The 21325-nt window shown below is 74.4% G+C and carries 20 protein-coding genes; 8 read left to right on the forward strand and 12 right to left on the reverse strand.

Annotated features, from left to right (window positions below; genetic code table 11):
* Positions 1–36: 36 nt before the first annotated feature.
* From CRP52_RS05545 to CRP52_RS05570, 6 genes are all read right to left on the reverse strand, one after another.
* Positions 37–1041: a hypothetical protein gene (locus CRP52_RS05545; RefSeq protein ID WP_097235366.1), complete on the reverse strand. Its 1005-nt coding sequence runs from the start codon at positions 1039–1041 to the stop codon at positions 37–39.
* Positions 1042–1086: 45 nt separating this feature from the next.
* Complete coding sequence (locus CRP52_RS05550) at positions 1087–1680, reverse strand: RNA polymerase sigma factor (RefSeq protein WP_257032306.1); 594 nt, start codon at positions 1678–1680, stop codon at positions 1087–1089.
* 385 nt (positions 1681–2065) lie between these two features.
* Positions 2066–2569, reverse strand: a complete 504-nt coding sequence (locus CRP52_RS39200) for a DUF742 domain-containing protein (RefSeq protein WP_373560457.1) — start codon at positions 2567–2569, stop codon at positions 2066–2068.
* A 91-nt stretch (positions 2570–2660) separates the two neighbouring features.
* The gene (locus tag CRP52_RS39205; RefSeq protein WP_097235369.1) at positions 2661–4931 is read right to left on the reverse strand and encodes a sensor histidine kinase; all 2271 of its coding nucleotides are present in this window, start codon (positions 4929–4931) and stop codon (positions 2661–2663) included.
* 289 nt (positions 4932–5220) lie between these two features.
* Positions 5221–6594 (reverse strand): cytochrome P450, encoded by a 1374-nt coding sequence (locus CRP52_RS05565; RefSeq protein ID WP_097235370.1) that lies wholly within the window; start codon positions 6592–6594, stop codon positions 5221–5223.
* A 103-nt stretch (positions 6595–6697) separates the two neighbouring features.
* Positions 6698–7765 (reverse strand): RNA ligase (ATP), encoded by a 1068-nt coding sequence (locus tag CRP52_RS05570; RefSeq protein ID WP_097235371.1) that lies wholly within the window; start codon positions 7763–7765, stop codon positions 6698–6700.
* A 372-nt stretch (positions 7766–8137) separates the two neighbouring features.
* On the opposite strand from CRP52_RS05570, the gene modA reads away from it, so the two are divergent.
* The 3 genes from modA (at position 8138) to CRP52_RS05585 (ending at position 11194) form a co-directional block, all read left to right on the forward strand.
* On the forward strand, positions 8138–9010 hold the full coding sequence (gene modA / locus CRP52_RS05575; protein WP_097235372.1) for a molybdate ABC transporter substrate-binding protein: 873 nt from the start codon (positions 8138–8140) through the stop codon (positions 9008–9010).
* A gap of 137 nt (positions 9011–9147) precedes the next feature.
* The gene (locus CRP52_RS05580; protein ID WP_097239856.1) at positions 9148–9954 is read left to right on the forward strand and encodes an ABC transporter permease; all 807 of its coding nucleotides are present in this window, start codon (positions 9148–9150) and stop codon (positions 9952–9954) included.
* A gap of 163 nt (positions 9955–10117) precedes the next feature.
* The gene (locus CRP52_RS05585) at positions 10118–11194 is read left to right on the forward strand and encodes an ABC transporter ATP-binding protein (RefSeq protein WP_097239857.1); all 1077 of its coding nucleotides are present in this window, start codon (positions 10118–10120) and stop codon (positions 11192–11194) included.
* A gap of 89 nt (positions 11195–11283) precedes the next feature.
* On the opposite strand, the gene CRP52_RS05590 is transcribed toward CRP52_RS05585, so the two are convergent.
* Positions 11284–11943 (reverse strand): response regulator transcription factor, encoded by a 660-nt coding sequence (locus CRP52_RS05590; protein WP_097239858.1) that lies wholly within the window; start codon positions 11941–11943, stop codon positions 11284–11286.
* Between the two features lie 59 nt (positions 11944–12002).
* The gene (locus tag CRP52_RS05595) at positions 12003–13259 is read right to left on the reverse strand and encodes a sensor histidine kinase (RefSeq protein WP_257032307.1); all 1257 of its coding nucleotides are present in this window, start codon (positions 13257–13259) and stop codon (positions 12003–12005) included.
* A 188-nt stretch (positions 13260–13447) separates the two neighbouring features.
* Here CRP52_RS05595 and CRP52_RS05600 point away from each other — a divergent pair, with 188 nt between their 5' ends.
* From CRP52_RS05600 to CRP52_RS05610, 3 genes are read left to right on the forward strand one after another with little or no spacing between them, the layout of a single operon-like run.
* Entirely contained in the window at positions 13448–14365 is a 918-nt protein-coding gene (locus CRP52_RS05600) for an ABC transporter ATP-binding protein (protein ID WP_097239860.1), read from the forward strand.
* Positions 14362–15165, forward strand: coding sequence for an ABC transporter permease (locus tag CRP52_RS05605; protein WP_097235373.1), 804 nt, complete (start codon positions 14362–14364; stop codon positions 15163–15165). Before CRP52_RS05600 ends, CRP52_RS05605 begins: the two co-directional genes overlap by 4 nt.
* 17 nt (positions 15166–15182) lie before the next feature.
* Entirely contained in the window at positions 15183–15944 is a 762-nt protein-coding gene (locus CRP52_RS05610; RefSeq protein ID WP_097235374.1) for an ABC transporter permease, read from the forward strand.
* Between the two features lie 116 nt (positions 15945–16060).
* On the opposite strand, the gene CRP52_RS05615 is transcribed toward CRP52_RS05610, so the two are convergent.
* Both CRP52_RS05615 and CRP52_RS05620 read right to left on the reverse strand, forming a co-directional pair.
* Entirely contained in the window at positions 16061–16747 is a 687-nt protein-coding gene (locus CRP52_RS05615; protein WP_097235375.1) for an aminoacyl-tRNA hydrolase, read from the reverse strand.
* Positions 16748–16966: 219 nt separating this feature from the next.
* Positions 16967–17896: a hypothetical protein gene (locus CRP52_RS05620; protein ID WP_097235376.1), complete on the reverse strand. Its 930-nt coding sequence runs from the start codon at positions 17894–17896 to the stop codon at positions 16967–16969.
* 124 nt (positions 17897–18020) lie between these two features.
* On the opposite strand from CRP52_RS05620, the gene CRP52_RS05625 reads away from it, so the two are divergent.
* Together CRP52_RS05625 and CRP52_RS05630 are read left to right on the forward strand one after the other, a co-directional pair.
* Positions 18021–18392 (forward strand): YbjQ family protein, encoded by a 372-nt coding sequence (locus CRP52_RS05625; protein ID WP_097235377.1) that lies wholly within the window; start codon positions 18021–18023, stop codon positions 18390–18392.
* 91 nt (positions 18393–18483) lie between these two features.
* Positions 18484–19581: an NAD(P)-binding domain-containing protein gene (locus tag CRP52_RS05630; RefSeq protein ID WP_179852693.1), complete on the forward strand. Its 1098-nt coding sequence runs from the start codon at positions 18484–18486 to the stop codon at positions 19579–19581.
* Between the two features lie 28 nt (positions 19582–19609).
* Here the strand turns inward: CRP52_RS05630 and paaE are convergent, their stop codons facing one another.
* Both paaE and paaD read right to left on the reverse strand, forming a co-directional pair.
* Positions 19610–20740 carry a 1,2-phenylacetyl-CoA epoxidase subunit PaaE gene (gene paaE, locus CRP52_RS05635; protein WP_097235379.1) on the reverse strand — a complete coding sequence of 377 codons (1131 nt, stop codon included), beginning with the start codon at positions 20738–20740 and terminating at the stop codon, positions 19610–19612.
* Positions 20741–21250 (reverse strand): 1,2-phenylacetyl-CoA epoxidase subunit PaaD, encoded by a 510-nt coding sequence (gene paaD / locus CRP52_RS05640; protein WP_097239861.1) that lies wholly within the window; start codon positions 21248–21250, stop codon positions 20741–20743.
* Positions 21251–21325 lie beyond the last annotated feature (75 nt).

Here is a 21325-nt window from a genome sequence, read left to right on the forward strand (position 1 = left end):
GGCCGCCGCAACTCCGACAACCCACGGCTCGGGCCGTCACAGCTCCTGGGAGCCGCTGACCGCCCAGGCCACCCCGCTGGCCGGATCCTCCAGCGCGAGGTGCAGATGGTGCAGCCCGGCGGCCGGCTCCTGCCAGGTGAAGCAGCGCATCCGCTCCACCAGCGCGTTCACCTCACCCCGGTCCAAGCCCTGCGGCCCGTTCAGCCCGTCCGATCCGTCCGCCCCGGCCATCGCGGCCAGTGCCCGCCACAGCCGCAGACGCCCGTGCGCGCAGCCGTGCGTACGGCCAACGGCGGCGGCGCGCACCAGCGCCGGGTAGGCGAGCGCGAACGGCAGATACCCGCCGACCACCCGTCGGCCCCGCGCCAGCAGGGCAGCCGCCAGCGGGGCCTGGCCGCGGACGCAGACCACCTGCGCCCAGGGCGCGAGCGCGCTCAGATGATCCAGCGCCCGGGCGACCCGCGCCCCGTCGGGCCGCCCGTCCGTCCGCGCCGCCGGCGCCGGCAGCTCCACCTCGCCCAGGCCCTCCCGGTTGGCCGGCAGGGTCAGCAGCGCGCTGCGCGCACCCCCGCCGGGCAGGTACTCGCGCACCCGCGCCGCCTCCTCCCAGCCCGCCGCCTCCCACGGCTCCAGCCGCAGCGGCACGCCCTCGGGGTCGGGCTCGGCACCGTACGAGAGGTCCTCGCCGAGCAGCACCCGGGTGTGCGCGACCAGTCGGCGCACCGGGGCGGGGCCGAGCAGCGGGGCCAGTCGCAGCCAGGAGTGCCGGGTCGCCAGGACCTCCCAGAGCGGACCGGCGTCATGGTCGGCCACCCCCGCGACCGTCCCCTCGCCGCCGTCCCGGTCGAAGAGCCGGACGGCCAGCTCGGGCGGCGCCGCGTAGGCGATCAGGTGACCGAGCGGCGCGGTCAGGGCCGCCGCGGTCTCCTCCCCGGCCTCGGCCACGGCGGCCGCCCGGCCCTGCCGGTAGGCGGCGAGCAGCTCGTGCCAGCGGCCGTCCTCGGCCAGGGCGCGCAGGCGGCGGTCCTCGTACGTGATCACGATTCGCAGAGTAAGGGCCGGGGCGGCGCATCAGCTGACTTGCCATCAGTTCGGTGCGTCGGGCCGCCTGCCGGCGCCACTGCTCGGGTGCCACCCCCGGTCCCGGCCCCGCCCGCGCTCGTGCTGACGCCCGTGCTCGTGCTCGTGCTGACGCTCGTGTTCGAGGACGGCGCGCAGCCGCCCGTGGGCGCGGCGCCGGGTGACGGCCAGGGTGCTGCGGTGCAGCCCGAGCAGTTCGGCGGCCTCGTCGACGCTGTAGCCGTCCAGATCCACCAGCGCCACCGCGCGGGCCTGCTTGACGGTCAGGAAGCCCAGCAGCCGGACCACCTCCCAGCGCGCCTGCAACTCGGCCATCCCGCCTGCCCGCGGGTCGGGCACCATCCGGTCCCGGCCGAGCCCGGCCGCGGCCTCCGGCAGCTCGGGCACCGGGATCCTGCGCCGCTCCCGGCGCCACTGGTCGCGCAGGATGTTCACCATCGTGGTGAACGCGTAGGCGTACGGCTGCGGATGGCCGAGGAAGCGCTCCGGGCGGCGGGCGATCCGCAGGTAGGCGTCGTGGACGATGTCCCCGGCGGCGAGCCGGTTTCCGGTCAGCGAGGCGGCCGCCTGCTGCAGCCTGGGCAGCAGCTCCGTGAACACCCGGTTGAATTCGGCGGATTGACCGCCGTGCCCGCGCGGGGCGAAGCCCTTTCCCGGCCCACTGCCGGTCGCGCACCGACCACCGCAATCCGCCATGCCGCTCTCCCCGGGAATCGGCACCCCGAACGCCCGATCAGGGCCGGCCGCAGCCCGATCGGAAGCGTTGTGACATGGGTCACATCATAGTTCGCAGCCTCACCATGCGCAGTCATTCGTGAACAATTCGTCACGGACCCTGGGGGGCGGGTCTTCACCTGCGGCTGCTCTCGCCGCTCATGGCGACGGACAGCGACAGCGGACGGATAACAGATGACGGAGTTCAGATGACAGCAGACAGATTTCATCATCTGTTAGCTGTCATCTGTTACCTGTTATCTGTCCGCTGTCAGCTGTCGTCCCTCGCCCTCCGGAGATGGATGACCTCCCGGAGGATGCGCTCGTCGGGGAGCAGGGCGGGCGGGACGGGACGGCTGACCCGGATGAGCCCGGCCGCCAGCAGGTCGCCGAGCAGCACCCGTACGACGCCCACCGGCAGGTCGAGGTCGGCGGCGAGCTCGGCCACGGACAGCGGGTTGCCCCGGCACAGCGTGAGGATGCGGGCCTGTTCCGGGCCGACCGGCGGCTCGGACACATCCGGGTCGAGTGCCGGATCGGGCAGGTCGCAGACGGCCACGGCGATCAGGTCGTACCGCTCCCCGACGCCGGTGCGCCCCCGGGTCATGGTGTACGGACGGACCAGCGGGCCGGCCTCGTCGTCGTACCAGCGCGCCCACTGGGCGGCGGCGAGCGGGTTGCGGGGGTGCCCCTCGAACGGGGCTCGCGGGTCTTCCGGGTGCCGTTCCCAGGGTGGGCGTTCCGCCGGGGATCGGCTGTCGAATGGGCGGGTCACCCGACTCACCAGCCGTCCCTCGCATGGAGTGGGGTGCTCAGGCGTTCTCCGACCAGCCAGTTCGGCCTCCCCGCACGGCGGGTGGTGCCGATCACGAATGCTCTCCTTCAGGTCGGGGCGAGGACGGGCGGTGGCGCGGCTGCGGCGGCCCGAACTGCGGGCGGGAGGCGGCACCCGAGCCCCCGTCCGCAGCCGGGCCGTCCGCTCGGGCAGCGCAGGCCCGAAGCGGGGTGCCGCGCGCCGGCCCGGGATCGCTCCCCCGAGCATCGAACGGCAGCAGCGCCCCGCCATCCGGCGGCGGCCCACCCGCCGCCGGAGATCCATCGCCCTCCCCGCCGCCCGGCACGGCCACCGGGTTCACGACACCGACGGGCTCGGGAGGTTCGACGTCCAGCTCCGGTACAGGGTCGAACCGTTGCGGTTCCTCCCCGGCCACCCCGTCGGCCAGCAGCGAGGTTGGCAGCAGGACCACGGCGGTGGTGCCGCCGTACGCGGAGGTCACCAGCGAGACCCGGACGTCCTGCCGCCGGGCGAGCCTGCTGACCACGAACAGGCCGAGCCGGTCGCTGTCGAGGAGGTCGGTCTGCTCGGCGTCGGAGATCCGGTGGTTGGCGGCGGCCAGCGCCTCCGGGCCCATGCCGAGGCCGCGGTCCTCGATCTCCAACACGTAGCCGCTGCCGACGCGTTCGCCCCGGACGTGCACCCGGGTGTGCGGCGGGGAGAAGCCGGTGGCGTTCTCGACCAGTTCGGCCAGCAGGTGGGCGAGGTCCGCGACGGCGTGCCCGGCGACGGAGGTACGCGGCAGCGGGTGCACCTCGACCCGGGTGTACTCCTCGACCTCCGAGACGGCCGAGCGCACCACGTCCAGCAGCGGAACGGGCCTGCGCCAGGCCCGGCCGGGGGCGGCGCCGGAGAGGATGATCAGGCCCTCGGCGTGCCGGCGCATCCGGGTGGTGAGGTGGTCGAGCCGGAACAGGTCGGCCAGCTCGGACGGGTCCTCGGTTCGGCGCTCCATCGCGTCCAGCAGGGTGAGTTGGCGGTGCACCAGCACCTGGCTGCGGCGCGCGAGGTTGACGAACACCCCGGAGACCCCGGACAGCACCTCGGCCCGTTCGACCGCCGCCGTGACGGCCGCCCGCTGGACGGTACCCGGGGCCCGGTGGACCTGGCCGATCTCGTCGGCGCCGTCCACCGGCCGTGGCACCTCGGCCTCGATGTCCACCTCCGCACCCGCACGCACCTTCCGCATGGCGTCCGGGAGTTGTCGTCCGGTCGGCTCAAGTGCCGAGTCGTGCAGGCCGATCGGCTCGGCGACCAGTCCGCGCCCGATCCGCACCGAGATCACCAGCGAGGCCGCCACACCGAGCAGGCCGAGCAGCACGGCCACCCCGGCCGGGGTGAACAGCCCCAGGGCGTAAGGGTGCTGTCGATCGGCGGCGAGCCGCCCGGCCCGGTCCTCGACGGCGCGCAGGCCGTTCGCGACCTTCTCGGCGACCACCGCCCACCGGTCCGACGGGACGGCTGCGACGGCGGCCCGTCCGTCGGGGGCCGTGCGGACCTCCTCCTCGTACCGCTCCAGCTCGCGATGGTCCTGGCCGTCGCTGACAGCGAGCAACGCCGCCCGGTTCGCGGGGCGCAGGTCGGCGGCGGCGCCCCGCTCGAACGCGCGCCGGGCGAAGGCCGCGCCGGAGAACTCGCGCAACTGCTCGTCGCCGAGCGCCCCGGAGAGCTGGGCGGCGCGCAGCAGGGCGTCCTCGCGGGCCAACAGCTCGCGGGAGCGGGCCAGTTCGGGCAGTACCCGGGCGTCGGTGGTCGCGCCGGGGTCCTGCAGCGAGGTGACGGCGCCGGCCGCGGCGATGGCCCGGTCCACCGCCTCGCCGTAGACGGCGTAGGCCTCGGGCCAGCCGACGCTCCTGGCGAGGACACGGTCGCGCAGCCCGGGCAGGGCGGCGAGGGCGGTGCCGAGGGCGTCCAGGCGGGTGGCCGCGTCGCCGCCGAGGCCCTGGGCGTCGGCGCGGCTGTCACCCCGGTCGGGGTGCCGGGGGTCGGGGAACAGCGGGGTGAGGGCCCGGTCGGTGGCGGCGACGGCCTCGCGCAGGGCGCTCTCCCGGGCGGCGGCGGGGGCGGTCGGCGGGGCGGCCAGCAGCCGACCGACGGCGGTGCGCTCCGTCTGCAGCCCGGCGACCGTTTCGGCCACAGGGGTGAGCAGGGTGCGCTGGGCGTCTCGTTGGCGCAGCAGGCCCCAGACGCCCTGGGCGGTGGTGACGGTGGCGAACCCCCACAGGGCGATGACCGAGACGACCGGCACCATCAGCAGGGCCGCGGCCAGCCGGCCGAGGCCGAACTGGTTGAGGGTGCCCATGGGACCTCCGGTCGACCTGTCGGGCCCGGGGCGGTACGCGGTGCGCCCGGGCTCCCCGGGCCGGGCGGACTCCGTGCGGCCGCTCGGTCATCGGCCAGCCGCATGTGCGCTTCCGGCCTGGGGTGCGTGGGACGCTATCGAGGGGCCGGAAACCACCACCCGAAGATCTGAAAAGCTGCCCACGGTAGCGGGGCGATGTGTTCGAATGACCCGGTCCTGTGCCCGGACGGCGTCACAGACCGGCCGCGTCCGGCGTCACAGGCCGGGTACCTCCGCCGTCACAGACGGGTTACACGCCCTCCGCGTCAGGCGTCACCCGGATCCGCATCGGGCTCGCCGCCCGCAGCGTGATCCCCTGGGCGAGCGCCACCCGACCGTCCACCGCTTCCAGGTCGAAGTCCCGCAGCAGCACCCCCAGGGTCAGCACCGCCTCCAGCATCGAGAAGTGCTGCCCGATGCACGCCCGCGGCCCGCCCCCGAAGGGGAACCAGGCGTAGCGGTGCCGGGCCTTCTCCTCCTCCGGCAGGAAGCGGTCCGGGTCGAAGCGCTCCGGGTCCGCCCAGTGCTCGGGGTGCCGGTGGGTGACCAGCGGCGCCACCACGACCTGCGCGCCCGCCGGGATGACGTACCCGTCGATGACCGTCTCGGCGACCGCTCGCCGGCCGACCAGCGACGCCGCCGGATAGAGCCGCATCGCCTCCTTCAGCACCCGGGTGAGGTACGGAAGCGCCTCCAGGTCCGCCGCCGTCGGCGCCCGCCCGGCCAGGACGGAGCGCGCCTCCTCCCGGGCGAGCTTGCGGTGTCCGGGGTGCTTGGCCAGCAGGTGCAGCGCGAAGGCCAGCGAGGTCGCCGTGGTCTCGTGCCCGGCGAGCAGGAACACCAGGACCTGGTCCCGGAGTTCGGCCGGATCCAGCCGCTCGCCGTCCTCCCCGCGCGCCCGCCCGAGCAGGGTGAGCAGGTCGTCCGCGTCCTCGTCGCCGCCCCCGCGCGCGGCGCGCTCGGCGATGATCCGGTCGCAGACCTCGTACAGTGCCCGCTGCGCCGCCAGGCCGCGCCGGTTGCCCGGCGTCGGCCAGGTGCGCGGGATGCGGACCGGGGAGAAGCCGCGCTCCTTGATGTACTCGCCGAGCGCGGGGAAGCTGTCGTTCACCACCTCCACCGCCTCCTCCACGTCCGCGCCGAAGAGGATCCGTGCGACCGTCCGCAGCGCGAACCGCGACGTCTCCTCCGCCGCGTCCACCACCCCGCCCGGCGTCGCCCGCCAGCGCTCGGCGAGCGACTGCACCTCCCGGGCGATGGCCTCCGCGTAGCCGTCCACCCGGCGGCGGGTGAACAGCGGCTGGACCAGCCGGCGTTGGCGCTGGTAGTCGCCGTCCTGGCTGGTCAGCAGCCCGTTGCCGACGCTGGTCCGCAGCTCGTCGTAGAAGGCGTTCTCCTTGCGGAAGTTGGCCGCCTCGCCGCCCAACACCTGCTGGACGCCCTCCGGGGAGAACACCGCGTAGAAGTCGGCCCGCAGTCCGGGCGGACCGGCCTGGAACCGCACGACGTCACCGTGGTCGCGCCGGGCCGCGAGGTAGGTGCGCAGCGGACGGCGAGTGAGGTCGAACAGCGATCCGACCAGCGGATTGCCGGCCGGTCCGGGTACGGCGGTCTCGGTGGCCATGGACGACTCCTTCGGCAGGGGATGCACACCGCCGACTCTACTGACGGGTAGTCATTGCCGGAAGAAGTGTGTCCCCCTCGCACGGCGGCGCGCGGCGCCCGGCCTACTCGTACTCGGTGCCGCCCTTGCGGGTCAGGTAGGCGTCGCTGACCACCTTGGCGATCGCCCGCCCGCCGAGCACCGGGCTCCAGCGCTCGGTCACCGGCCGCACCACCACGCCTTCGCGCAGGTGGAGTTCGCGCCCGGACAGGGTCTCCTTGCCCTGGGCGTGCCCCAGCACGGCCTCCGGGTCGAACGGCCCGCGCCACAGCTCGGGCACCAACGGCAGCTCGCCGTCCAGCAGTTCGGCCGCGGGCAGCCAGCTCAGCCGCCCGTCCACGACGGCCGACACGTCGAAGGCCGCGTAGCCGGGCCGCTCGGTGCGCGCGGAGGCGCCGTAGCCGAGGTCCTGCACGCCCTCGCCGAAGACCTCGCCGAAGATGCCGACCCGCTCGGCGCCGAGGCGCTGCGCCAGCCGGGCCGCCACCGCCGGGATGTCGTACGCACGCACCGCGCGCCAGTAGAGGTTGCGTTCGTCCTCGACCAGCGCCAGCCCCTGCGCGCCGATCCCCTTGGACGACACCTGCACCTCGCCGGTGGCGGCGGTGTACGTCATCAGGCAACAACTGCCGTGCAGCTTCTCGGTCAGCACGACGGGCTCGCCCGGCTCGAAGACGTCGGGGTAGCGCTTGAGGTTCTCGATGTCGACCCAGGGCAGCAGCTCCGGGGCGCTGACGGCGACGCCGCTCATCGAGGTCGGCACCGGCGGCTGCCACTTGACCACCCCGAGCAGCTCGGCGAAGTCCTCGCCGCGCTCGGCCGCGACGGCCAGGTCGGTGCCGGCGAGCGCGGCGGGCCGGCAGACGATGCCCTGGGACAGCTCGCCGCGCAGCCGTACCGCCTTCACCCGGTTCGCCAGGGATCCGGCCAGCTTGCCGGTCAGGCCCAGCTCCTCGATCAACTCCTCGGGGAGGACGGACTGTTCGGGGATGTAGATCGCGTGCTCTCCGGTCCGGTACACGCCCTTGGCGACCACCGCCCGGTAGAGTCCGACCTGGGCGAGCTCCAGAGCATCGGCGTTCGGGTGCTCCAGGACGGTCAGCTTCTCGGCGGTGACGCGCAGCGTGGACATGGACGGACTCCTCCCCTTGGCTCGGCCGGGCCGGCGCACCTGCCGCGGCCAGGCCGGATGTACGGACCGGCCCCACTCTGACCGCTCGACCGCCCCCGGCGCGAAGCATTTTCTGCACGCCCCTACCGCGCATCTGCGCCCCGCCATGCACTGGCACGCCTCCCCGCGCGCCCGTCCCGCATCCGCCCGGTACCCACACCCCCGCCCCGTTTGAGCCATCCCACAGCAGGTCCGAGGCCCGTGACAACCCCCGCCTGTGCGAAGCGACAGAGGATTTATCGCTCGCATTTGCGGCACTATGATCGCCGTAATGCCCGCACCTGCGGCCACCCCCGCGCCCCTTCCGGCGCGCACCCTGGAGGGGAAGCACCGATGAGCTCCCGTACGACCGGCACCACCCGCAGACTCGCCGTCGCTGCCGCTGCGGCCCTCGCCCTCAGCCTCGGGGTCACCGCCTGCGGCAGCGACGGCGGAAAGTCCGGTTCCGCCGCCTCCAACGCACCCGCCTCCGCGAACGGCTCCGCGAACGCCTCGGCCCCCGCCGACGGCGGCAGCGGCGTTCCGAAGGCCAGCGGCGCCATCACCGTCTTCGCCGCCGCCTCGCTCAAGGAGACCTTCACCGAGCTCGGCAAGAAGTTCGAGGCCGCCAACCCGGGCACCAAGGTCACCTTCAACTTCGGTGGCAGCTCCAGCCTTGCGACCAGCATCAACTCCGGTGCCCCGGCGGACGTGTTCGCCGCCGCCAGCCCGGCCACCATGAAGACCGTCACCGACGCGGGCGGCGCGAGCGGCCAGCCGACGACCTTCGTCAGGAACACGCTCGCCATCGCCGTCCCCAAGGGCAACCCCAAGCACATCGCAGGCCTCAAGGACCTCACCGCCTCCGGCGTGAAGGTCGCGCTGTGCGCGAAGGAGGTGCCGTGCGGCGCCGCCGCCCAGACCGCGCTCAAGGCCGCCGGCCTCGACCTCACCCCGGTCACCCTGGAGCAGGACGTCAAGGGTGCGCTCACCAAGGTCGAACTCGGCGAGGTCGACGCCTCGCTGGTGTACAAGACCGATGTGCAGGCCGATGCTGCGAAGATCGACGGTGTGGACTTCCCCGAGGCGGCCAAGGCCGTGAACGACTACCCGATCGCCGCGCTCGCCAAGGCACCGAACAAGGAGGGCGCCGCCGCCTTCGTCGCGTACGTCCAGTCGCCCGAGGCCAAGCAGGCGCTGACCGCAGCGGGCTTCCAGGCGCCGTGAGCGACCGCACCACCGGCTCCGATCCCGACCACCCGGCCGACGGGGCTGCCCACGGGCCGGTCGACGGGCCGGTCGACGGTACAGCCGCCGGGACCACCGACGGGCCGACCGGCGGGGCGGCGGGACTCACGAAGGTCCTGCCGCGCCGCCGGCCCCGCCCACGGGCACACCGCATCCCGGTCACCCTGCTGCTCCCGGCGCTGCTCGGGCTGGCGTTCCTGATCCTGCCGCTGGTCGGCCTGCTGATCCGGGCGCCCTGGAGCGCCCTGTCCGAACAGCTCACCAGCCCCGCTGTCTGGGACGCGCTGCGCCTGTCGCTGATCAGTGCGACGGCGGCCACCGTCGTGTCACTGCTCCTCGGCGTCCCGCTGGCCTGGCTGCTCGCCCGGACCGAACTGCCGGGCCGGCGGGTGATCCGGGCGCTGGTCACCCTGCCGCTGGTGCTGCCGCCGGTGGTCGGCGGTGTGGCGCTGCTGCTGGTGCTCGGGCGGCGCGGCATCGTCGGGTCCTGGCTGGACTCGGCCTTCGGCATCACCCTGCCGTTCACCACCACGGGCGTGGTGATCGCCGAGGCCTTCGTGGCGATGCCGTTCCTGGTGATCAGCGTCGAGGGCGCGCTGCGGGCCGCCGACCCCCGCTTCGAGGAGGCGGCCGCGACCCTGGGCGCCTCCCGACTGACCGCGTTCCGGCGGGTCACCCTGCCGATGATCGCCCCGGGGATCGCCGCCGGAGCCGTCCTCGCCTGGGCCCGGGCGCTCGGCGAGTTCGGCGCCACGATCACCTTCGCGGGCAACTTCCCCGGCCGCACCCAGACCATGCCGCTGGCCGTCTACCTGGCCATGGAGTCCGACCCGGAGGCGGCGATCGCGCTGTCGCTGGTGCTGCTGGTGGTCTCCGTCGCCGTACTGGTCGGCCTGCGCGACCGCTGGCTGTCCACCCCGTGACCGCCGCGACCGTGACCACGCCCACGTGTACGACCGCACCCGCGTGTACGACCGCACCTTCGTCGGTGGCCCCACCCTCGTCGGTGACCGCACCCTCGTCGGTGACCGCACTCGCGCTCCCGCCCGCCCCCGGCACCCCCTCGGACACCTGGACGACGACCCGATGAGCACCGAGAACACCACCGGCCAGGCACTCGACGCCCGACTGCGAGTCGAACGCCCCGCATTCACCCTCGACCTCGCCCTCACCGCCGCCCCCGGCGAGGTGGTCGCGTTGCTCGGCCCCAACGGCGCCGGCAAATCCACCGCCCTGCGCGCCCTCGCCGGGCTGCTGCCGCTCACCGGCGGCCACCTACGCCTGGACGGCCACCTCCTGGAGGACCCGGAGCAGCGCGTGCACACCCCCGCCGAGGAGCGGCCGGTCGGCGTGGTGTTCCAGGACTACCTGCTGTTCCCGCACCTCAGCACGCTCGACAACGTGGCCTTCGGCCCGCGCTGCCAGGGCCGCCCCAAGCGCGCCGCCCGGGCCGAGGCGGCCGGCTGGCTGGAGCGGATGGGCCTGGCCGACCACGCCTCGGCCCGCCCCGGCCGGCTCTCCGGCGGTCAGGCCCAGCGGGTGGCACTGGCCCGGGCGCTCGCCGTGCGCCCCCGACTCCTCCTGCTGGACGAGCCGCTGGCCGCCCTGGACGCCCGCACCCGCCTCGACGTGCGGGCCCAACTACGGCGCCACCTGGCCGAGTTCGAGGCGGTGGCGGTACTGGTGACGCACGACCCGCTGGACGCGATGGTGCTGGCCGACCGGCTGGTGGTGATCGAGCACGGGATCGAGGTGCAGTCCGGCAGCCCGGCGGAGGTCGCCCGGCGGCCGCGCACCGACTACATCGCCCGCCTGGTCGGGCTGAACCTGTACCAGGGCCGGGCCGAGGGCACGCAGGTCACGCTCCCGGACGGCACCGTCCTGGCCACCGCCGAGGAGTTGGACGGGCCGGCGTTCGTCGCCTTCCCGCCCTCCGCCGTGACCCTCTACCGCGAACGCCCGCAGTCCAGCGCGCGCAACCTGTGGAAGGCCGAGGTCACCGGCCTGGACCTGCACGGCGACCGGATCCGCGCCGACCTGTCCGGCGAGCTGCCGATGGCCGCCGACCTCACCCCGGCGGCGGTCGCGGAGCTGGGGCTGGCGCCCGGAGCGGCGGTCTGGGCCTCGGTCAAGGCCACCCAGACCCACGCCTACCCGGCCTGAGCCCCGTCCGGCCCACCCGCCCGTCCGCTCTCGCAACCGACCGAGCACCCGCCCGCCCGGCTCCCCGGCGCACGGCCCCTGACCGGGTCCTACTCCGACGGCTCGACGAACCCCGATTCGTACGCGGCGATCACCGCCTGGGTACGGTCCCGCGCACCCAGCTTCGCCAGCACGCTGCTGACGTGCGTCTTCACCGTCTGCACGCCGAGGAACAGCCGTTCGGCGATCTCTCCGTTGCTGAGGCCGCGCGCGATCAGCCGCAGCACCTCCGCCTCGCGTTCGGTCAGTGCCGCCCGTTCCATGGCGGCGCGGGCGGTCGGGTTGCCGTGCCCGGCGGCCAGGCGGCGGATCGCGGCCGGGAACAACAGCGACTCCCCCGCCGCCACCAGCCGTACCGCCTGGGCGATCTCGGCCGGGCGGGACCGCTTGAGCAGGAAGCCGTCGGCGCCCGCGCGCAGCGCCTGGTAGACGTAGTCGTCGTTCTCGAAGGTGGTCACGACCAGGATCCGCGGCGGACGCTCCCCGGGGGCGCCGGGACGCAGCAGCTCGCGGGTGGCCGCCAGGCCGTCCATCACCGGCATCCGGACGTCCATCAGCACGACGTGCGGCCGCAGTTCGCGCGCCCGGGCGACCGCCTCCGCGCCGTCGGCCGCCTCGCCGACCACCCGCAGGTCCCCCTGCGCCTGAAGGACGGCGCGCAGGCCGAACCGGACCAGCTCCTCGTCGTCGGCGAGCAGGATGTCCGTCATGCCCGTGCCCGCCATGCCCGCTGCGCTCCCGGTCGGACCGTCCACCACAAGATCGTTCGTCACGAGCCCAAGCGTAGGGGCAGCCGCACGTTCAGCACCCACTCCCCGCTCCCGTCCTCCGCCGCCCCCGCCGTCGCCTCTCCGCCGAGCAGCGTGGCGCGCTCACGGATGCCGCGCAGGCCCTTGCCGCCCTTGCGCACCCCGCCCGCGCCCGGCCACGTCCCGCCCGCCGGGGGCCGGTTCCCGCCGCCCGGCAGCCGGTTGGCGCAGCGCAGCTCCAACTGCCCCGCCCGTACGGCGATCCGGACACCGACGGGCTCGCCGGGTGCGTACTTGAGCGCGTTGGTGACCCCCTCCTGGACGATCCGGTACGACTCGCGGGAGAGCACTCCAGGCAGCACGTCGGCGGACGCCTCGATCCGCGCCTCGACCGGGCTGCCGGCCGCGCGGGCGGTGTCGAACAGCGCGGGCAGCTGGTCGATTCCGGGCTGTTCGGTGGCCACGGCGTTCGCCCCGGCGGGGGTCTCGCGCAGCAGGACGAGGGTGCGTTCGAGGTCGTCCATGGCCTGGCGCCCGGTCTCCTCGATGACTTCGAGCGCCTTGGCGACGAAGGCCTGGTCGCCGACCTCGCGGGCCGCACCGGCCTGAATGACCGTCACTGTCAGTGCATGGCCGATGGAATCGTGCAGCTCACGGGCCAACCGGTTGCGCTCCAGCAGCCGTTCGGCCCGCAACTCCGCCTCCGCCAGCCGCTCCGCCGGGGACGGGCTCAGCAGCCGTACGGCCATGGCGAGTTGGAGGCGTCCGGCGGCCACCACCAGCCAGCCGTAGCCGAACAGTGCCACCGGCAGGAGCAGGAGGTAGTGCTGCCCGCGGGGCCCCGCCAGCAGGCCGCCGCCGGCGTTGACGCCGAGCACGGTCGCCATCCCGACGGCCGACCCGAGCGCGACCCGGCCGATCAGCCAGAGCGCGGTGCGCCACCGGTCGGCCCAGCCGCGGGAGGAGTCGGCGGCGATGTCCTGCTCGCGGTCGGGCACCAGCAGCAGCCGGGCCTGGATCCCCTCCGCCCGCCGGGTCGCCGGGATGAGCGCGGCGAGCATCAGCAGGACGGAGTCCACGGCGACGCACTCCGCCACGATCCGGGTGAGCGTCAGCCCGTACGTCCCGGGATAGACCAGCAGGACGACGCCCATGAAGATCCATCCGACCAAGAGGTGCAGCAGACGCGCGTAGGTGGCTCCGGCCAGCAGCGGCGCGAGGATCCTGGGCACGGCGATCCTGGGCACGGCGATCTTGGGCACGGCGATCTTGGGCACCGCGCCATCCTGCCAGTTCGTCGGCGGTTCCCGGCTCCCGTCCCGGGTGCGGTCACGCTCCCTCCCGAGAGGGAGGCGGCTCCACTCCCCTGCGGGATCCGCCGGTGGGCCCGCTGCGGTCGAATGTGACCACCGGCCGGAACTGCCGGCAGCAGCGCACCACCGAACGATCCGAAGGGAGCACGGCCGTGATCGAGATCCAGGGCCTGACCAAGGAGTACGACGACCGGCGTGCCGTCGACGACCTCTCCTTCGAGGTCCGACCCGGCGTGGTGACCGGCTTCCTCGGCCCGAACGGCGCCGGCAAGAGCACCACCATGCGCCTGGTCCTCGGCCTCGACCGCCCGACCGCCGGACGCGCCCTGGTCGGCGGCCGCCCGTACACCGAACTCGCCGACCCGCTGCGGCAGGTGGGCGCGCTGCTGGATGCCCAGGCCCTGCACGGTGGGCGCACCGCGCACGGCCATCTGCGCTGGCTCGCCGCGAGCAACGGGCTGTCGAAGCGCCGGGTGGACGAGGTGCTCGCCCAGGTCGGCCTGAGCGAGGCGGCCGGACGCCGGATCCGCACCTTCTCGCTCGGCATGCGCCAGCGCCTCGGGGTGGCCGCCGCGCTGCTCGGAGACCCGCCGGTCCTGATGCTGGACGAGCCGGTGAACGGCCTGGACCCGGAGGGCATCCGCTGGATCCGCACCCTGCTGCGCGAACTCGCGGCCGAGGGACGGGCGGTGCTGGTCTCCTCCCACCTGATGACCGAAATGTCCCTCACCGCCGACCACTTGGTGGTGATCGGACGCGGCCGGCTGCTCGCCGACGCCGCCACCTCCGAGTTCATCGACCGCCACGGCCGCACCCGGGTCCGCGTCCGGGCCGTCGACCCGACCAAACTCGCCGCCCTGCTCGGCGGCACCGGGCACGGCCTCGATGCCACCCGAGTCGACGGCGGCGCCTGGGAGGTGAGCGGTGCCGAGCCCGAGCGGATCGCCGCACTCGCCGCCGCCAACGGCGTGGTGCTGTACGAGATCGCCGTACGACAGGACTCACTGGAGGACGCGTTCATGCGGATGACCGCCGGCAGCGTCGAGTACCGGGCGGAGGCCGCCGCATGAGCACCCCGGCCGCCACCATCCCGACCCCTGCTCCTACCCCGGCTCACCAGGCTCCCACCGCCCGCTCCCTCACCGTCAACGCCCTTCGCGCCGAACGGATCAAGCTCACCACCCTGCGCTCGCTCTGGATCACCCCGCTGCTCGCACTCCTGCTCACCGCCGGGGTCACCACCCTCACCGGCGCGATCCTCCACGGCGCCGACCACAACCTCACCGACGACCCCAGCGTCGGCATCTTCTACGGGCTCAACTTCGGCCAGGCGGCGCTGGTGTGCTTCGGCATCCTGCTGATCGGCCAGGAGTTCAACACCCGCATGATCGACGTGTCGCTCACCGCCGTTCCGCGCCGCGGCCGGCTCTACGGCGCCAAGTTGGCGACCGGCGCGCTGGTCGCACTGCCGGTCGGTGCCCTCGGCACGGCGGGCGGCCTCGCCGGGTACGCGGCCACCGTCCCCGGCGCGTGGGACGGACCGGCCCTGGCGCGCAGCGTCATCGCCGGCGTGCTCTACCAGGTGCTGCTGGTGGTGCTCTGCCTCGGGGCGACCGCCCTGCTGGGCAACCTCACCGCCGCCATGGGGCTGCTGGTCCCGACGGTGTTCCTGCTCTCGCCGCTGCTCAGCGGCGTACCCGGGGTCCGCCGGCTGGTCCAGTTCCTGCCCGACCGGGCCGGCCAGTACGCACTGCGCTACGCCGACGACCCCCAGGTCGACTACGGCCACTGGACCGGGCTGCTCATCATGGCGCTCTGGACGGCCCTGGCGGCCTACGGCGGCCTGCGCGCCGTCCGGCGCACCAAGTGACCACGCAGGAACGAGAGATGGGAGAGACGATGAGCGGGACGGCTGCCGCCCTGCGTGCGGAGCGGATCAAGTTCACCACCCTGCCCTCGCAGTGGGCGGCCCCGCTGGTCGCCCTGGCCCTGACCGTCGGCGTCACGGCGGCCGTCAACGTCGCCTACGGGGCGAAGGACCACACCCCCGGCGAGGACCCGGCCGGCGGGATCTTCTACGGGCTCAACTTCGGCCACGTCGCGGTGGCCTGCATCGGAATCCTGCTCATCGGGCAGGAGTTCAACACCCGCATGATCGGCGGCTCACTCACCGCCGTCCCGCACCGCGGCCGGCTGTACGGCGCCAAGCTCGCGCTCGGCGCCGGGCTGGGCCTGCTGCTCGGACTGGCCTCCACGGCGGGATCGTTCCTGGCCGTCGACGCCACCGTCGGCCTCGACCTGTCCACCCCGGGCCTGACCCACAGCTTCCTGGCCGGCGTGCTGTACCACCCGATGCTGGTGCTGCTCTGCCTCGGACTGACCGCGGTGCTGGGCAACTTCACTGCCGCGCTCGGCCTGCTGCCCCCGATGGTCTTCCTCGGCACCACCTTGCTGGCCGCCATCCCCGGCGTCCGCGACGCCGGCCAGTTCCTGCCCGACCGGGCCGGACTGTACGCGATGCGCACCCAGCCCGAACCGGGCGTCCACTACGGGCACTGGACCGGGCTGCTGATCATGGCGGCCTGGACGGCACTCGCGGTCTGCGGGGGCCTGCGGGCGATACGGCGGTACGAGGTTCCCGGCGCCTAGCCGATGACGAGGAACGAGTGACAACCGACGGCTGACAGATGACAGTCGACAGATAACAGATTTCGAAATCTGTTATCTGTCGGCTGTCATCTGTTACCCGTCGGCCGCCCGCCGGGTCACCGCAGCGCCGGGTGCTCCGCGATCACGGTGCAGCTGCCCGGCGCGATCTCGGTGAAGCCCGCGTCCCGGACCACCGGCAGCCCGCTGCGGACGAGCTCCTCCCACGCCTCCGGCGAGGCCGTCCGCACGGCCAGCGCGAAGCCGGACTCGGCCCACTCCTTGCGCGCCGCCTCCTCCAGCCGCCACCACGCCAGCTGGGCGGCGTGCCCGGTCTGCGCCATCGTCTTGCCCGCGCTCATCTCCAGCTCCGGGTTGAGCCACAGCACCGGCACTCCCGGCTCGGGCGCGCCGACCTCGACGGTCTCCTCCAGATCCGTCCCGGAGACCTGCAGCTTGGCGAGCTCCTTCGGCCAGCCGTCCAGCGGAACCGGCGGGAACACGCGCACCTCCGCTTCCTGCCCCTGCACCGTGACCCCCGGCAGCTCGCCCGCCCGGCGCCACTCCCCGCCCCGGGCCCGGCGGACCACCTTGCGGATCCGGGCGTCCTCCCAGGCCGCGATCCGCTCCGCCCACTCGCCGTCCGCCTCGGTCACCCGCGGGTCGGCGAGCAGGGTCAGTACCGCCCGCGCCGAGGTCTCCAGCGCGTCCGTCCGCCCGGGCGGGGTGGCCCGCTCCACCCGCACGACCAGCGGCAGCACGTACTGCGGCAGCGCGTCACGCTCCTCGGCGGCCGGGGAGACCACGGCGCCGGAAGCGGCACCGGCGTCAGCGCCGGGAGTACCCGCGAGCGAGGGAACGGAAGCCGGGGAGACGGAAGCCGGGGAGACGGAAGCCTGGTCATCGAACGGAGAAGTCACCCGTCCAGCATGCCAGCCCCGCCCCGCCAGCCACTGCCGGGGCCCGTCCGTCCCAGCCCCGGCGCACCAGCCCAGCGCACCAGCCACCAGCGTCCCGACGCCCGGTCAGCGCCGGTAGCCGCGCTTCGGGTCCCGCTCCTCCGCGTCCTCGTACATCAGGAACCAGCCCTCTGGGTGGGTGGCCGCCAGCAGCATCTCCGTCCGCTGCTCCGCGGCCAGTTCCGGATCGCCCTCGTCCGGCCCGTACACGCCGAACAGCTCGTCGTGGCAGCCGTCCCAGTCGTAGTCGTAGAGGTCGGCCGGGAGGTCGCCCATCATGTCCGCGACCGACTCGGGCTGCGCGCCGAGCAGCACCCGGGCGTCCACCAGTGCCATCCGCAGCGCGATCTCCTCGGCCAGGCAGCGCGGCAGCGGCCACTCGCCGAGCGCGAGGTCGTCGGCCAGGTCGTCGAAGGCCCGGGCCATGGTGCGGCGCCAGCCCCGGTGCAACCGCCAGGTGCGCTGGGGCAGCCGGGCGAAGACCGTCCAGTCCGTGTCCTCGCCGTCGACGACCGGATCGTCCCCGTGCTCGTCGAGGTCGTCGTAGGCGGCGTCGGCGAGGCCGAGCAGCTGGGCGTGGAGGAGGCAGGCGGTGCGCGGGGTGAGCGTCCAGTCCGCGCCCGCACCGCCGTCCTCGTCCTCGGCCTCCAGCGGGAACAGGTCGGCGAAGTCCGGGGTGAAGTCCTCGGTGACGCTGATCTCCAGGGTGCCGCCGATCGCCTCGACGCCGGGGATCGCGGCCACCAGCCGGTCCGGGTGCAGCAGCGCGCCGAGCGCCGCGTTGGCGTCCTCGGCGACCTCGCGCAGCAGTTCGCGACGCTGGCCCGCCGGGTCGATGCCCTCGAAGTCCAGTTCCTCTACGGCCCTGATCGCGGCCGCGCGCAGGGCCGGCCAGTCGGTGATCCGCAGGCCCAGCACCACCGTCGCCTCGATCTCCTGCGCACCGGAGTCCTCCGCCGCGCCCGGCCCCTGTGGATGATCGCTTCGCTCGCCCATGGGGCTACGGTACGGCCTTTCCGCCGCCCGATCACCGGTCCGGACCAGCTTCCGGGCGCCTTCTCGGCCATCGCCCGGCCCCGCCTCGGTCACTCGGACGCAGGACGTTGGCAGGATGAGCCGCATGGCTGACATCAATGAGTACGGCGGCGGGCAGGGCCCGAACGCCGACGTCCTGGTCGTGACCACCAATGACATCCCCGGTTTCCGGGTCGACCACGTGATCGGCGAGGTGTTCGGACTGACCGTCCGCAGCCGCCACCTCGGCAGCCAGATCGGCGCCGGCCTGAAGTCGCTGATCGGCGGCGAGCTGCGCGGTCTGACGAAGACCCTGGTCGAGAGCCGCAACGAGGCGATGCAGCGGCTGGTCGAGCAGACCAAGGCGCGCGGCGGCAACGCCGTCCTGATGATGCGCTTCGACGTCACGGAAGCGGCGGACGTCGGCACCGAGGTCTGCGCCTACGGCACCGCCGCGGTGATCTCCCCGATCGCCTGACGCCCCGCACCGCCGGCCCGGCCCTGCGCGGGAACAGTCACCGGACCCCCGATGTTTCACCTGCGTGACTGTTTACGGTGCAACGAACAGCGTGCCGCAGCGCGTGGACGTCCTGGTGGTGGGCGCCGGGCAGGCGGGCCTGTCCGCCGCCTACCACCTGCGCCGCCGCGGCTTCGCCCCCCACCGGTCGGACGCCGACGGCGGCTTCGTCGTGCTCGACGCCGCTCCCGGACCGGGCGGCGCCTGGGCACACCGCTCGCCGTCGCTGCGGATGGCCACCGTGCACGGCTTCCACGACCTCCCGGACGCCGAACTCCCGCCGCCCGACCCCGAGGCCCCAGCCCGCGAGGTGGTGCCGGGGTACTTCGCGGCGTACGAGGCCCGGCACGCGCTCCCGGTCGTACGCCCCGTCGTCGTGCGCGCCGTACGCGCCGAGTCGGAGCGCCCGGGCTCCCGGCTGCTGGTCGAGACCGACCGCGGCACCTGGTCCACCCGCGCGCTGATCAACGCCACCGGCACCTGGACCCGCCCCTTCCTCCCGCACTACCCGGGCCACTTCGCCGGCCGGCAGCTGCACTACGCCGACTACCGCGGCCCCGAGGAGTTCGCCGGCCGGCGCGTCCTGGTGGTGGGCGGCGGCGCCTCGGCGATCCAGGTGCTGTCGGAGGTGGCGGCGGTCGGCCGGACGGTCTGGGTCACCCGCTCCGAACCCGTCTACCACGACGGGCCGTTCACCCCCGAGTACGGGCGCGCGGTGGTCGCCAAAGTCGAGGAGCGGGTCCGGCAGGGCCTGCCGGTGCGCAGCGTGGTGAGCGTGACCGGGCTCGGCCCGTCCGTCGCCTACCGGCGCGCCGAGGAGTTGGGCGCGCTGCACCGCCGGCCGATGTTCGACCGCCTCACCGAGCACGGAGTCGCCTGGGGCGAGGAGGAGATGGCGGTGGACGCGATCGTCTGGGCCACCGGATTCCGGCCCGAGGTCGGCCACCTCGCCCCGCTCGGCCTGCGTTCCCCGGGCGGCGGCATCGCGCTCACCGGCACCCGGGCCAGCGCCGATCCGCGCGTCCACCTGGTCGGCTACGGCCCGTCCGCCAGCACCGTCGGCGCCAACCGGGCCGGGCGCGCGGCCGTCAACGACCTGGTCGAACTCCTCGGAGCCCCGGCGCCGGCACCCGTCCCTGCGCTGCCGTGACGCCGCGGCGGCTCAGCAGTGAGGTGGCTCAGCGGTCGTAGTCGACGGTCACCCGGTCGGTGAGCGGGCGGGCCTGGCAGGTGAGGACGTAGCCGGCCGCCAGCTCCTTCTCCTCCAGCGCGAAGTTGCGGCGCATCTCCACCTCGCCCTCCGTGACGAGCGCGCGGCAGGTGCCGCAGACCCCGCCCTTGCAGGCGAACGGCAGGTCGGGGCGGGAGCGCTGGGCGCCGTCCAGGATCGAGCGGTCGCACGGGAGGGAGAGGGTGCTGCCGCGGCCGTCGAGGACGACGGTGACCTCGCTGTGCGCGCCGTCCGACGCGCCGTCGCGGTCCGTCCCGTCCCAGTCCTCGTCGCGCTCCGGGAGCGGCTCGTCCTCGGCGTGGAACAGCTCCTGGTGCACGCGCTCGGCCGGGACGTCCAGCTCGGCGAGCAGTTCCTTCGCCCCGGCGACCATGCCGAACGGGCCGCACAGCCACCAGTGCCCGACGCTCCCGACGTCCACCAGCGCCGCCAGCAGCGCCCGCACCCGGTCCGGGTCCAGGCGGCCGCTGAGCAGTTCGGCGTCCCTGGTCTCCCGGGAGAGCACGTGGACCAGCTGGAAGCGGCCGAGGTAGCGGTCCTTCAGGTCCGCCAGCTCGTCGGCGAACATCACGGTGTCGCTGCGGCGGTTGCCGTAGAGCAGGGTGACGGTGGAGCGGCGGTCGGCGGCCAGCACGGAGCCGGCGATCGACAGCATCGGGGTGATGCCGGAGCCGGCCGCGAGCAGCACGTGGTCGGCCGGGACGCCGAGTTCGGGGGTGAACAGGCCCGAGGGCGTCAGGACCTCCACCTCCTCGCCGGGCCGCGCCTCGCGCACCAGCCAACGCGAGAACAGCCCGCCGGGCACCTCCCGGACGGCGATCCGCAGCGGACCGCCGACGGGGGCGCAGATCGAGTACGAGCGGCGCTCGTCGGCGCCGTCCACCAGCTTGCGCAGCGTCAGGGTCTGCCCGGGGCGGAAGGCGTACTCCTCCGCCAGCCCGTCCGGAACCGCGAAGGTCACCGCCACGGCGTCCTCGCAGAGCCGCTCCACCCGGTCGATCCGCAGCCGGTGGAAGGTGGGGCGGCGGGCGGGGCGGATGCCGGTGCCCTGGGTGTCGGCGGCGGAAGCGGCGGGCATTCAGATCTCCTTGACGCGTTCGAAGGGCTCCCGGCAGGCGCGGCATCGCCAGAGCGCCTTGCAGGCGGTGGAACCGAAGCGGGACAGCTCCTCCGTCTCCGTGGCACCGCACTGCGGGCAGGGCACGGGGGTCGCTGCTCCGGGGCGGGACGCGGCCCCGGTACTGGACGCGCGCTCGGCACCGGGCTCGGCGCGGGTCGGGCCGAGGGTGAGCGGGACGGGCCCGGTCGACCCGACGGCGGAGGTCGGGCGCGGCGGGGCGATGCCGGCCTCGGCGAGCTTGCGGCGGCCCGCCTCGGTGATCAGGTCGGTGGACCACGGCGGGTCCAGCCGCAGCCGTACCCGGACCTGCGGGTACCCGGCCGCCCGCAGCCGGCGGTCCACGTCGGCGGCCATCTCGGCGACGGCCGGGCACCCCGAGTAGGTCGGGGTCAGCCAGGCGGTGACCGCCCCGCCGGCGCCGTCCACGTCGATCCCGGCCAGCACGCCCAGGTCGGCCAGGGTGAGCATGGGCAGTTCCGGGTCCGGGACGGCCGCGGCGACCGCCCAGGCCAGGTCGCGGGTCGTCGGGCCCACCGGCTCCGC

The organism is Streptomyces sp. 1331.2 (assembly GCF_900199205.1).
Taxonomy (GTDB): domain Bacteria; phylum Actinomycetota; class Actinomycetes; order Streptomycetales; family Streptomycetaceae; genus Kitasatospora.